Source organism: Actinomadura sp. 3N407, assembly GCF_052245875.1.
In the GTDB taxonomy this organism is placed as follows: domain Bacteria; phylum Actinomycetota; class Actinomycetes; order Streptosporangiales; family Streptosporangiaceae; genus Spirillospora.
Window position 1 is genome coordinate 86,352 of the sequence record NZ_JBQQBP010000023.1, and the last position, 12,206, is coordinate 98,557.

The window sequence follows — 12,206 nt, forward strand, 5'->3', positions numbered from 1 at the left end:
TGTGCTCGGCCCGGCCAGAGCACACATCCTGACCGGCTACGTGGCCTGGTGTGTCGCGTACGGCGTGCTCAGCGGCATCGCCGCGGCCCTGCTCGTGCCGGTGGTCGCGGACCTCGCGTCCGGTGACCGGGACGCCATCGGTGCACACCTGCTGACCCTGGCGATCGTGACCGCGGCGGCCGGCGTCGTGCGGTACGTGCAGACCATGCGCGGTTCCGCCGCGGCATTGCAGACGTTGTCGACGATGCACCAGCGCCTCGGCGACCACCTCGTGAGCCTCCCGCTCGGCTGGTTCGACTCCGACCGCACCGGACGGCTGTCCCGCGTGGCCACCGACGGCACCATGATGATCACCGGGATCTTCGCCCACCTGCTGGCGCCCCTGATCATCGCCGTCGCGGGGCCGGCGACCGTGACGGTCGCCCTGTTCTGGTACGACTGGCGCCTCGGACTCGCCGCCGCGCTGTCCATTCCCGTACTCGCGTTGGCGTTCCGCTTCGGCGCCGCGAGCGTGGCCAGCGGGGAGGCACGCAACCACATCGCCGACGTCGAGGCCGCCACCCGGGTCATCGAGTTCGGTCGGAACCAGTGGGTGCTGCGCGCGTTCGGCCGGAGCGCCCACGGCTACCGGCCACTGCAGGAGGCCATCGAGGAGCAACGGCGAACCCGCCGCCGCACCCTCGGCCATGGTGTGGTGGGCCTGAGCGTGGGCGGGCTCGCGGTGCAGCTCGCGGTCACGGCGCTCATGCTGGCGTGCGTCCGGCTCGCGCTCGACGGAGCCGTCGCGCCCGCGGCCGCTGTCGCGCTGATCGCGCTCGCGTTCCGCTTCGCCGGCCGGGGACGCCGGTCCTGCGCGACTTCTCGCTCACCGTGCCGCCCGGCTCGGTGACCGCGCTGGTCGGGCCGTCCGGTTCCGGCAAGACGACCGTCATCCGGCTCATCAGCCGGTTCTGGGACGCCCAGCACGGCGCCGTCCGGGTCGGCGGTGCCGACGTGGGCGACCTGCGCACCGAGGACCTGACTCGCCAGCTCGCCCTGGTCTTCCAGGACGTCTACCTGTTCGACGACACCGTGGAGGCCAACATCCGGCTCGGCCGGCCCGAGGCCACCGACCCGGAACTGGCCGAAGCGGCCCGACTCGCGGGGGTGGACGAGATCGTCGCCCGTCTCCCGCGCGGCCGGCACACCCGAGTCGGCGAAGGCGGGGTGTCCCTGTCCGGCGGCGAGCGCCAGCGAGTCTCGATCGCGCGGGCACTGCTCAAGCGAGCGCCGATCGTGCTGCTGGACGAGGCCACCGCCGCGCTCGACCCGAAGAACGAACGCTACCTGCGGCGCTCCATCCGCCAACTCGCCCAGCACAGCACGGTACTGCTCATCGCACACAGGCTGAACAACGTCGTCGACGCCGATCAGATCGCCGTCGTCGACGGCGGTCGCGTTGTCGAGACCGGGACGCACCAATCCCTCATCGCCGCCGGCGGGTCCTACGCCAGGCTCTGGCACGCACGGTCGAGCGGACAAGGCTGGCGCCTGACCGGGGGCCGCCATGAGCACTAGCCAACCCGGTATGCGGGTTTCTGGCGTGAGCTGGAGAGACCCTCGTACGCGTTTCGCCATCGTCGGCCTGACGCAGGCCGGACACGACCCGCAGGAGGAGTAGTCAGTACCTCTGGATCAAGTTCGGTCTGGTCAGCGGAGTCGGTCGGTCTGGTGTAGGTGATCGAAGATGATCTGAGGCATGACCAGCGAGTATCACCACGCCCCATGGCCACAGGTCAGACCACGTGCCCCAATATTCGAGCGGAACGCGACCGCGATCGCGCGGTGGTCCCGGGCGTCCGCCTCCCCGGGCCCTTTTAGTAGTGCCGTTGGAGTGCCCCCAAAACGACAGGCATGCCGCAGACGTGGAGCCCACCTGGATGCACCGAAGCAACGACTACTTTGCTGATCCGAGGTTTTCGTGCTTGTAGGCATTGAAGCGCGCCTTCTTCTGACGATTCCCGCACGTGTTCATCTCACACCATTTGCGGGTGCGACTCTGGCTGGTGTCGAAGAAGGCTGCTTGGCAGGTAGGGGATGCGCACAAGGCCAATTTTCCGTCTCGTTCGCCTGCGATGATGCTGATCGCGTCGGCGGCGATAACGCCTAGGGCATCCTCCACGGAGGAGGCCGAGCCAAGTCGCCATCGCCGATTGCCCTCGGGCGTCAAGATAGCCGCGGCCCGACCCTGGGCGCTGCAGTCGTTGATGACCTGGACAGCAGACACAGGGAGAGGGTCTCGGCGCGCGGCCGCTGTCGCGGCGGCGTGAATTGATTCCCTCAGCTCCCAAGCGCGTTCGAGTTGGGCGGTAGTGCAGGACTCCACGGCGAGGCCACTCACCGCCAGCCAGTCGACGAGTCGGTTCGGCGTGGGAATGCGTTCCACAGCGTTGCCACGACGCTCCGTCAGGGTCGCCGTGAAGCTGGTCGCCAGCACCTTGCCGAGACGGAAGTCAGGGAACTGAGCGCGCATGGAACCACCTTAGCCGGTTGCACGCCGACGTCGCGATCTGTTAGAACCATCTTAGCCGGTTCCGACAGGGTCCCAGCCGGTTCCATCGATGACCAGGAGGTCTCATGTCCACACACCGGTGCGTCACCGACGCTGCGGTCGCCCTCGACCGTGGCGTTGTCACCACGTCAGCTCACCCCGGCGTGGGAATCTCATGAACCGTCGAACCGGCGACGTGCAAGCATTCGAAGCCCACGCAACCGACACTGACCTCGACGACCTGCGCGCGCGACTGGCCGCAGCACGGCTGCCGGAAGCTGAGACGGTCTATCGCCCCGCGCCCGACCCGCGCCGATGGGATCAGGGCGTTCCTCTCGCAGCCCTCGTCGATGTCGTGAACTACTGGCGCACCGGGTACAACTGGCGGTCGTTCGAAACGCGCCTCAACCGGATCGGCCAGTTCCGCGCGACCATCGGCGATCTGGGAATCCACTTCCTGCACCGCCGATCCACCCGCGCAGACGCCACCCCTCTGATCTTGACGCACGGCTGGCCAGGCAGCATTGCTGAGTTCACCCATGTAATAGACGAACTGGCAGATCCGAAAAGCGCGAACGCGCCAGCGTTCCACGTCGTAGTCCCGTCGCTGCCAGGTTTTGGTTACAGTGACAAGCCGGCCACCACCGGATGGGGAACCGAAAAGATCGCGGCCGCCTGGGTGAAACTGATGGGAAGGCTCGGCTACAGCAAGTTCGTAGCCCACGGCGGCGACTGGGGAGGTGTGATCACCACAATCCTCGGCGGCAGGTTCCCGGAGCACGTGCTCGGCATCCACACAACGTTCGCGCAGGCACCGCCCGGGTTGACAACGGACGGGCTGACGGCGGCCGAGCGCGAATGGACCGAGGAGACCCGCGATTTCTGGCGCCACCGCGCGGCGTACGCGAAGCAGCAGGCGACCCGACCGCAGACCATCGGCTACTCGCTCGTCGACTCACCAGTCGGGCTTCTTGCCTGGATCCTTGACAAGTTCGCTGAGTGGACAGATACCGAGGACAGCCCGTTCGAGACGATTTCCAGAGACAGGGTTCTTGACAACGTCACCCTGTATTGGCTGACACGGACCGGCGCATCATCGGCCCGCATTTACTACGAAAGCCACAACTCGCTCGACCCCGAACTTCGGGTCGACGTCCCGTCGGCAATCAGTATGTATCCCCGCGACATCGAGAAGTATCCGCGCGCCTGGGCACAGGAGCGATACCGACGGATCGTCCGATGGAGGTCGCCCGAAACCGGGGGACATTTCCCATCGCTGGAGGTTCCCGAGTATTTCGTCAAGGATCTACAAGAAGGCCTCGCGGCAGTGCTGGGAGACACGCCCTAGCTCGCCGCAGACGCGCCCAGTTCAACGAGGTGGCGTTGTTCCGTCTTCGCCGGTCAGGTGCGGAGGGCGCGCAGGCACAGGTCGACGATGGCGTCGATGCAGTCGTCCATGGTGCGGCCCGGTGGTGGATCGAGGACGGCCCCGTGTACCTGGGCTTCGACGGCCTGGACGAGGAGAACGGCGGTCAGATGGGGATCCGGTTCGCCGACCGTGAGACGGCGCATGTGGTACTCGACCTCGGCGGCCATGGCGTTCTCGATCTGGCGGAGCCGGCGGGCCCCGCTGGGTGGGCGGGGGGCCTGGTCGAACAGCAGCCGGTGCATCGCGGGTTCGGTGCGGTGGATGTCGGTGAGGGCGGTGACCAGCGTGCGGACAGTCGGTTCCAGGGGCGGCTCGGTGATGCGCAGGTCGGCCAGGACCGCGGTCAGCGTTTTCTCCATGTCCTGGACGTGGCGTTCTCCGAGCAGGTACAGCACTGCGTCCTTGTTCGGGAAGTACTGATACAGCGACCCGATCGAAACTCCAGCGCGTTCGGCGATCTTGTTGGTGGTCGTCGCGGCGTATCCGTACCGCTGGAAAAGCTGAGCAGCGGCCTCCAGGATCGCCTCGACCGTGAACTGGGACCGCTGCTGGCGGGGCCTTTTGCGGGGCACGCTCACTCCCGCCCCCAATGCGAGTTGTCGAATGCTGAGGATTGCTCACATCCTAGACGGCATGTTCACCTTTCCTGCCGCCCCCTCCGCGGTCTTCGATGAACGGACCTCTCAGTTCCGAGCAATGGGAATCCCGACACGGTTGATCAGCGAGGCGCGCAAGCGAACGCGTGACATGTGGAGTGAGGGCCCGCACGGCTGGACTCCCGTGTGGGCGAGCCTCGCCGAACAGGCCGAGCGCGAGGAACGATGGCTTCGGGCCGCACTGTGCTGGGGCGCGGCACGATTTCCCTGCTTGGCCACGCCGGCACGGCAGCAGGCTTACCAACGGCAGTTGGCGTGTTACCTCAAAGCAGCCGATACCTTTCCCGTCCGCTTCGAGCGCACCGTCCTGGAAGTCCCGCAGGAGGACGGCACGACCACAGTGCCGGTCCACCTGTTCCAGCGAGCGAGGGGGACGAGCCGCGGGTTGCTGGTGCTGTCGGGCGGCGTGGACACCTGGAAGATGGACCTGCATCGGCTATCGGTCATCTTCGCGCGCGCGACCGGCCTGCTCGTCGCCGCGGTGGACATGCCCGGCACCGGAGAGTCGAAGCTCCCGCTACGTCCCGACAGCGACCTGGTGATCAGCGCGACCATCCAGCGGCTTCGCGAGGTTCACGACCTTCCGGTCGGCTATCTGGGCCTGAGCTTCGCCGGGCACTGGGCGGCAAAGCTCGCCATACTCGGGCAGGTGGACGCGGCCGTCGACATCGGCGGGCCCACGGGTGCGGGAGGCGAGCGCGTCGACGTACTCACCCTGCCCTACGGGATGCCCGGCATCCTCGCGCACGCCATCGGCTGGGACAGGCTCCCTGAGCCGCAGGAGATACCCGCGTTGGTGGACGGCTTCTCCCTACGCGACCAAGGACTCCTGGACAGCCCACCGCTCGCGCCCTTGCTGGCGGTCAACGGCTCAATGGACCAGTACATCCCGCGGAGCGACACCACCGCGCTCTACCCCGCTCCCAACACCACGATCTGGCTGGTCGCCAATGCGACGCACTGCGCCGTCGAACGCTTCACCCCGGTGATGCTCGGGGCGATGGGCTGGCTGGTGGCCAGGCTGCAGCCGGGCTCGCGCACTCATCGCCTCACCGAACCGGTCACTCGCCTGCCCTTGACACCCCTGCTGGCCCGATCCTGACCCGACCAAGGCCCGACGGTGGAGGGCTGAGCGCGCCAACGCCCGCACCGTCACCGTCAAGGGCGCCTCACGCGGTGGCTGTCGCCGAGCCCGAAGAGGTCGCCGCCCTCATCCGCCGCGCGGCCCGCGACAACCGCTGAACCCCAGGGCCGATGCCCCTTGACCCGGCCTAGCGCAATTCCGCTGCCCCGCGTGAACGGCAGGAACGCCTCCTTGATGGTCGGCGCCCAGACGATCTCACCGCTCGATACCCGGGCGATGTGGGGTGAATCGGTCCTCGGCGAACGCGATCCGGTTGCCGGCCGGCGTCCCCGGTGGGGACGGTGGCGACGCTCGGACCAAGCCCCTCGACCTCACTGATGGTGGGTGTTGAGGAAGGTGAGGAGGTCCTCGCAGAGTTGTTGCTTGTGGGTGTCGGTGATGCCGTGCGGGGCGGCCGGGTAGGTCTTGAGTTCGGCGTCCTTGATCAGGGCCGCCGAGGCCTGCCCGCCGACCGCCAACGGCACGATCTGATCGTCTTCGCCGTGAACGACCAGCGTTGGGACGTCGAACCGGGCCAGATCGCCGCGGAAGTCGGTGGCCGAGAACGCGGCGATCGAGTCATAGGCGTTCTTGTGCCCGGATTGCATGCCCTGGCGCCAGAAGGCGTCGCGCATTCCCTGCGACACCGAGGCGCCGGGCCTGTTGTTGCCGAAGAAGGGCCCGTCGGCCAGATCGCGGTAGAGCTGGGACCGGTCTGCGATGGAGTCGGCGCGCAGACCGTCGAACACCTCCATCGGGACGCCGCCGGGGTTGTCGTCGGTCTTGACCATGTACGGCGGGACGGAGCTGACCAGCACCGCCTGGGCCACTCGTCCGGTGCCGTGCCGTGCGATGTAGCGGGCGACCTCGCCACCGCCGGTGGAGAACCCGATCAATGTCGCGGCGCGCAGGTCGAGGGCGTCCACTACGGCGGCCAGGTCGTCGGCGTAGTGGTCCATGTCGTTGCCGCTCCAGACCTGTGCGGACCGGCCGTGGCCGCGGCGGTCGTGCGCGATACAGCGGTACCCGTGGTCGGCGAGGAAGAGCATCTGCGCTTCCCAGCTGTCGGAGTTGAGCGGCCACCCGTGACTGAAGACCACGGGCCGTCCGGCACCCCAGTCCTTGTAGAAGATCTCGGTGCCGTCCGAAGCGGTGACGTATGGCATGGCATCCCCCTTTTGCCCTTTCCCTGGACGCGGGCAGCACCTACCCGCGTCCCGGAAGGGACGCACGGCCGAGCCGATGAGCTTTGCCGTCGCCCATGCGAGATCTTCCGTGCCATTAACCAGGTTGAACTCGTAGTGCCCGCTCGCCTACCAGGGTTCGATGGTTAGGCCGATCTCGGCGAGGCGGCCGTCGATGAGGTGGGGCGGGTACTGGATCTTCTTCAGTTTGCGTTTGATGATGCGGACCAGGCCGCGGACGTCGCCGGCGGTGAAGTTGACCGTCGCGCATTTGAGCAGGGACCAGATGCCCTCGGCCCGGTTGAGCTCGGCCGGCTCCGGCGCGAGATGGACGTTGAGATCGTCCCAGCACCACGCCACCGGGCGGGCTCCGCCCGGCGCCGCGGACCTGGACGGTGGCTCCGACGCCCGGCATGGCCGCGCCGGTGAGCCAGGTTCTGCTGGTGAGCGGTTCCCGTGTCAATGGCAGAGGCTGGGGTTCGCGGAGTAGCCGCGTATCCGTGGCCGCCAGCTTGATGTAGGTGAGCCCGCTGAAGTAGATGCCGGTGGAGAGGAAGGCGAGGGCCTGGTAAATGCATCGGGGGTGATGTCGGTCGGCACGGTGTCGGCTGGCATGGCAGGCCTTCCGTGCCGCCCGCGGTCCGGTGCTCGGCGCGCAGGCCGGGCCGCGGGCGGCGGCTATCGGGGTGGGGAGGGAAGGAGCCGGTGGCCGGGACGGTGGTGATCAGGGCTTGGCGGGGTCCCAGAGGTCGAACGCGTTGGGCTGACCGGCCTTAGAGGCTTCGCGCACCGAATGGAGCAGAACGATCTCAACAGGCGCCTGGAGGTGCAGGGATGGCAGGGCCCAAACGGATCACCACTACCCTCGCTGCTATGGCTGCGGCGAGATCAATGAGTCCGGTCTGAAACTCGTGGGCGAGTGGGACGGCGAGGAAGGCGTCATCGTCCATGTACCTCCCCAGGACACCGAGGGCGGGCCGGGCGTCGTCCACGGGGGCTACGTGGGCGCGCAGGTCGACGAGGCCATGGGGCTGGTGGCCTCCGAGGTCGCCGGTGCGCCCGCGATGACCCGCCGGGTCGAGCTGGACTTCCGCGCTCCAACGCTCACCCAGAGACCACTGACACTTCGGATGCGGGTTGAGCAGGAACGCACGCGTGCCGTCATCGTCAGGCTCGATGCCCATCAGGACGATCCGGCACAACTGTGCTTCCAGGCCAAGGGGGTCTACATCAAGGTCCCGGCCGCGGCCTGGGCCGACCAGATGATCGCCACCGACCGCACGTCCGAGAAGCTGGACTTCGGCCGTGGTGACCCCTCGACGTATTTCCGCTGGCAGCTCGACGGTTTCAAGTCCGTCTACGACCCGGCCGGGCTGGCCCGGGACGTCCGCGTGGCGCTGACGGTGCCGGATGTGACGCCGCCGTCCTGGAACCTCGCTGCGACCGCAGCTGGCTTCCAGGCGTCAGAAGGTGTCACCGGATCGCATGACGCGACGCTCGAATGCGACTTCCAGACCTGGCAGCGGCTCACGCACAACCGCACCATTTCGCTGTCGGCGGCCGTTGCGGACGGTCAGGCGGCCGTCACCGGCGATGCCGCCGCCATCGAGGCGCTGCTCGACGTTCTTCAACGCGAATCGTGAGTGGGGCTGACGGAGCGACGGGCGGCGGTGCCGGAACGTCTCCCGCGGCGGCGTGCCGAAGGTCCCGCGCGCGGACCAGGGTGAGGCTCACCAGCACGGCCAACGCGCAGACGACGGACGCGGCGACGCACACGTCGGCCAGGGCCTGCGCGAAGGTCGCGCGAGCGAGGTCGCCGACCCGCCCGGCGAGCGCGGGCGGAAGAGCTTGCACGGCTTCGGTCCGGCCCGCCGTGACGGCGGCCCGCAACTGCTCCGCCTGCTGCGCGGGAACACCGGTCCGGACGAGCTCGGCGTCGCTCATCCGTCGTGCGAAGACGCCGGAGAACAGGGTCCCGAAGGCCGCGATCGCCGCGGCGGTGCCCAGTGGGAAGAAGGAGTTGGCGACGCCGGAGGCCATGCCGGCCCGGGCGGGCGTCATGACGCCCACCGCCACGCCCAGCAGCGGGGGGTAGGCCAGGGCCCCGCCGACCCGATGAGGGCGAATCCGGGCAGGACGTCCGGCCAGTCACTGCCCGGCCGGATCCGGGAGATGGTGAGGAACCCCGCCGCCGATACCGCGAAGCCCACAGCGATGAGGGCGGACGCCGGGAACCTCTCCTGGAGCCTGCCGGTCAGCGGACCGATCAAGAGCAGCGTCACGGAGAACGGCAGGAAGATGAGCCCCGCTTCCAGCGGCGAACGGCCGAGTGGGAAGCGCTGGTGAGCTACACCAGGACGGGCGCCTGGCAGGACCGCGCCGAGCGCTGGAAGGGCACGCTGGAGCCCGGCATGGCCGGCGACGTGTGCATCGTTGGCGGCGATCTCCTTGGCACCGACGCGTCCTCGCTGGTCGAGCTGCCCATCACCGGAACCGTCCTCGGCGGCAGGGTCGTTTACGACGGCAAGGCCACCCCGGCCATCGCACCCGCGGCCGTCACCCGACGCAACGCCCGCAGAGCCGCACGACTCAAGCACGGCGCGTGCTGCCACAACCACGCCTGAGAACCGTTGCCGCACGAGTCGCCCGGCCACCGACCCTTGCGGCGGGGCGACTCGTGCGTCTCGCGGGGCGAAGTCGAAGGCGAGCGTGCCGGGACCGACGATCGTGGTGCCGCCGTCGACCGTCAGGACGGCCCCATTGACCGCGGACGCGTCCCGCCCGAGCAGCCACCACACGGCCCGCGCCACCTCATCGGCACTGGCCGGACGGCGCTGCGGTACGACCCGCGTGACCTCGGTGCACGCCTCCTCGACGGGGATGCCGAGGGGCTCACCGAACTCGCGCATCTCCTCCAGTGACCGACCAGCAGACCCCGCCGCCCCACAGAATCGGCGCGGTCCAGCACGGCGTGACGTCGACGTCCGCGGCACGCCAATCTGCTTCGACGGCTTCACTACCTCCGACGGCGCCCGCGCCAACGTGGGCCCATGGCTCAGGACCGTCCTCCGCGAGGACGGCACCCAGGGCCTGGTCGCTGCCCGGCAGTGGCAGCGAGCGGCTCGCAACGCCGCCGAACACGCGGTGCCCGGTGAAGGGATCGATGAAGCCACCCAGATGGCGATCATCAGCCAGGCGATGAACGGTGACTTCAGTGCCGCACACTCCACCATCCCAACGGCCGACTTCAGCGCCCATGAGATCCGGCGACGCCTTCGCCGCCCGGGAAGTGCTGAAACACCCCAACAAAGAAAGCCTCAGCTCTGCTCAGGGCATCACTCTCACAGTGCTCGTCGAACGGGCGGCCCTCGGGCAGGGAAGGATCGAGCCCAACCTTCTAGTGCGGTGACCACATACGTTCACCCCGAGTCGAGCACCCTCTCCACGTCGGTGAGGGATGCCAGGGCGTCGGTGACCCGGTCGCGTTCGGCTCCGGAGAGGATGATCGCGCGGGCCCGGGCGAGCGCGTCCCCGGCCGTGGCGCGATCCTCGGCGCGGAGCGCGAGTTCGGCACGGTAGGCGAGCGCTTCGACCAACTCGGTCGGTGGGGCGGTGTCCTTGGCGCGCTTGAGCGCGTCGTCCAGGATCTGGGCTGCCCGGACGTGCTTGCCGTGGGAGTCGCCCATGACGACCGCCCTGCTCAGGGACGTGGCGAGCCTGCCGGGGGCGGCCGCGTCCGCGTCCCCGGCGGCGGGTCCGGCGGCCATGATCCGGATCCAGTTCCCGCCCGGGTCGATGACGGTGAAGCCGGAGTGGTTCCCGGAGTTGCGGCGCTTGCGCGGCCTGGTCATCCGGGGAATCCCGGAGACCAGCAGCCTGCCGTGGACCTCGCGCATCCCGGCCGCGAACGCGTCGAACAGTTCCCGGGTGTCAGGGACGCGGACCAGGCAGGTCCCGTAGGAGTCCTCGGGAACGAAGTCCCGCATGCCGAAGAAGTGCAGCTGGAAGTCGTCCCGTTCGAACGCGGCGTACGGGTTGGGACGGACCTGCCGGTACGTGCGGGTGAAGCCGAGCATGGCGTAGAACTCGGCGACCTCGTCGATGTCCCGGCAGGGCAGCAGCGGCACGGTGATCTCGCCGGCCATCGTCACTTGCCTTCCGTCGTGGGAGCGGGGTCCTCGCCGGCCATGGTGAACGTGCCCTCCTCCAGGCGCCCGATCAGGCGGCGGGTCCATCGGGCGCCGGCGTCGGCGGTGCTCAGCCACAGGGACAGCACCTCGCCCACCGGTCCCCATGTCTCCAGATCGGTGCCGGTGGGCAGGTGCTCGGTGATGCTCGCCCGCCACTCGTCCATCGCCAGGGCTCGCTCGCGCAGGATCCGCAGGGCCTCCTCGCGGGGGAGGTCCTCGATCAGGCCGACGGCGGCGCCCAGCACGTCGAGGGACGGCTCGCGGTCGGCCAAGGCCCGGCGCAGCAGGCTGAAGTACACCGTCTCGCCCTCGCCGGTCAGCTCGTACTCGATCCGCGGCGGCCCGCCGGCCTCCGAGGGCACGGTCTCGTACGAACTGAGCAGGCCCTGGCCGGCCATGCTCTTGAGTGCGTGGTACACCGAGCCGGACGTGGCGGTGGACCACTCGTGCGCGCCCCACGACTCCAGGTCCGCGCGGAGCTGGTAGCCGTGCGCGCGCCCGCGCCTGCGAAGCGCTCCCAGGACCAGCAGCCGTACGGGATTCATCCGATCCCCTCCAGTAGGCGACTAACCAAATTTGGTTAGCTTCCTCCGGGAGGGTAACCGGCATGGCTCGCATTAACCAAATTTGGCTAGTGCGTTGACCGCTTAAGGTCACCGCGTTCGTCACACGCCTGTCGGCGTCCACGGTGTCGAGGCCGGTGAGGCCCACCCTCGATAGCAGCGTGATGTTGTCGAGAGTGAGGTGGTGTGGGTGGGCTGAGCCGGTACGGGCACGCAGGCTGGCCGAGGCCGCAGGCTGCATCAGATCGTGCGGCGAGGGAAGCGCGAATCGGTCCGGGTGCGCCGGGCAATGACCATCATGGCCTCGGCGTCCGGGACACGGGAATGGTGTCAGGCGACAAGGTCGTCGCCCGGATATCGCCCAACCAGACCTGAAGCCTCACTCGTCAACAACACAAGCAAGGCCTCTGATGCGATGAAGGAGCGGGGCCTCCGCTCCCCGTGACGGTTCCGGGTATCCGGCGGACACTCGGGGTCATCACACCAATCCCGTCGAGGATGGAGGCCCCTATGTCCGCAGGGTATGACGGA

Annotated in this window: 14 protein-coding genes and 1 pseudogene; 6 read left to right on the top strand and 9 right to left on the bottom strand. The window is 68.6% G+C overall.

The window, feature by feature from the left end; genetic code table 11:
- Positions 1–40: 40 nt before the first annotated feature.
- Both ACTWPP_RS38750 and ACTWPP_RS38755 read left to right on the top strand, forming a co-directional pair.
- Positions 41–889, top strand: coding sequence for an ABC transporter transmembrane domain-containing protein (locus ACTWPP_RS38750; RefSeq protein ID WP_443109426.1), 849 nt, complete (start codon positions 41–43; stop codon positions 887–889).
- A complete protein-coding gene (locus ACTWPP_RS38755; protein WP_443109427.1) occupies positions 886–1,557 on the top strand; it encodes an ABC transporter ATP-binding protein in 672 nt (223 codons plus the stop codon). The genes ACTWPP_RS38750 and ACTWPP_RS38755 overlap by 4 nt, the downstream gene beginning before the upstream one ends.
- 379 nt (positions 1,558–1,936) lie before the next feature.
- Here the strand turns inward: ACTWPP_RS38755 and ACTWPP_RS38760 are convergent, their stop codons facing one another.
- Positions 1,937–2,512 (bottom strand): CGNR zinc finger domain-containing protein, encoded by a 576-nt coding sequence (locus ACTWPP_RS38760; protein ID WP_443109428.1) that lies wholly within the window; start codon positions 2,510–2,512, stop codon positions 1,937–1,939.
- 193 nt (positions 2,513–2,705) lie between these two features.
- On the opposite strand from ACTWPP_RS38760, the gene ACTWPP_RS38765 reads away from it, so the two are divergent.
- A complete protein-coding gene (locus ACTWPP_RS38765; RefSeq protein ID WP_443109429.1) occupies positions 2,706–3,878 on the top strand; it encodes an epoxide hydrolase family protein in 1,173 nt (390 codons plus the stop codon).
- Positions 3,879–3,931: 53 nt separating this feature from the next.
- Here ACTWPP_RS38765 and ACTWPP_RS38770 read toward each other — a convergent pair whose 3' ends face one another.
- Positions 3,932–4,531 carry a TetR/AcrR family transcriptional regulator gene (locus tag ACTWPP_RS38770; RefSeq protein WP_443109430.1) on the bottom strand — a complete coding sequence of 200 codons (600 nt, stop codon included), beginning with the start codon at positions 4,529–4,531 and terminating at the stop codon, positions 3,932–3,934.
- Between the two features lie 61 nt (positions 4,532–4,592).
- On the opposite strand from ACTWPP_RS38770, the gene ACTWPP_RS38775 reads away from it, so the two are divergent.
- The gene (locus ACTWPP_RS38775) at positions 4,593–5,717 is read left to right on the top strand and encodes an alpha/beta hydrolase (RefSeq protein WP_443109431.1); all 1,125 of its coding nucleotides are present in this window, start codon (positions 4,593–4,595) and stop codon (positions 5,715–5,717) included.
- 353 nt (positions 5,718–6,070) lie between these two features.
- Here ACTWPP_RS38775 and ACTWPP_RS38780 read toward each other — a convergent pair whose 3' ends face one another.
- Together ACTWPP_RS38780 and ACTWPP_RS38785 are read right to left on the bottom strand one after the other, a co-directional pair.
- A complete protein-coding gene (locus tag ACTWPP_RS38780; protein ID WP_443109432.1) occupies positions 6,071–6,904 on the bottom strand; it encodes an alpha/beta fold hydrolase in 834 nt (277 codons plus the stop codon).
- 147 nt (positions 6,905–7,051) lie between these two features.
- Complete coding sequence (locus tag ACTWPP_RS38785; RefSeq protein ID WP_443109433.1) at positions 7,052–7,282, bottom strand: hypothetical protein; 231 nt, start codon at positions 7,280–7,282, stop codon at positions 7,052–7,054.
- Positions 7,283–7,833: 551 nt separating this feature from the next.
- Here ACTWPP_RS38785 and ACTWPP_RS38790 point away from each other — a divergent pair.
- The gene (locus tag ACTWPP_RS38790) at positions 7,834–8,565 is read left to right on the top strand and encodes a PaaI family thioesterase (protein WP_443109434.1); all 732 of its coding nucleotides are present in this window, start codon (positions 7,834–7,836) and stop codon (positions 8,563–8,565) included.
- Here ACTWPP_RS38790 and ACTWPP_RS38795 read toward each other — a convergent pair.
- A complete protein-coding gene (locus tag ACTWPP_RS38795; RefSeq protein ID WP_443109435.1) occupies positions 8,507–8,983 on the bottom strand; it encodes a hypothetical protein in 477 nt (158 codons plus the stop codon). The genes ACTWPP_RS38790 and ACTWPP_RS38795 overlap by 59 nt on opposite strands.
- Complete coding sequence (locus ACTWPP_RS38800; RefSeq protein ID WP_443109445.1) at positions 8,980–9,204, bottom strand: hypothetical protein; 225 nt, start codon at positions 9,202–9,204, stop codon at positions 8,980–8,982. Before ACTWPP_RS38800 ends, ACTWPP_RS38795 begins: the two co-directional genes overlap by 4 nt.
- A gap of 60 nt (positions 9,205–9,264) precedes the next feature.
- Here ACTWPP_RS38800 and ACTWPP_RS38805 point away from each other — a divergent pair, with 60 nt between their 5' ends.
- Positions 9,265–9,546 (top strand): hypothetical protein, encoded by a 282-nt coding sequence (locus tag ACTWPP_RS38805; protein WP_443109436.1) that lies wholly within the window; start codon positions 9,265–9,267, stop codon positions 9,544–9,546.
- Between the two features lie 162 nt (positions 9,547–9,708).
- Here the strand turns inward: ACTWPP_RS38805 and ACTWPP_RS38810 are convergent.
- From ACTWPP_RS38810 to ACTWPP_RS38820, 3 genes and pseudogenes are all read right to left on the bottom strand, one after another.
- Positions 9,709–10,155 (bottom strand): annotated as a pseudogene (locus tag ACTWPP_RS38810) (hypothetical protein); the annotation flags it as partial.
- A 186-nt stretch (positions 10,156–10,341) separates the two neighbouring features.
- A complete protein-coding gene (locus ACTWPP_RS38815; RefSeq protein WP_443109443.1) occupies positions 10,342–11,067 on the bottom strand; it encodes a VOC family protein in 726 nt (241 codons plus the stop codon).
- Between the two features lie 2 nt (positions 11,068–11,069).
- Positions 11,070–11,657: a PadR family transcriptional regulator gene (locus ACTWPP_RS38820; protein WP_443109437.1), complete on the bottom strand. Its 588-nt coding sequence runs from the start codon at positions 11,655–11,657 to the stop codon at positions 11,070–11,072.
- Between the last annotated feature and the right edge of the window lie 549 nt (positions 11,658–12,206).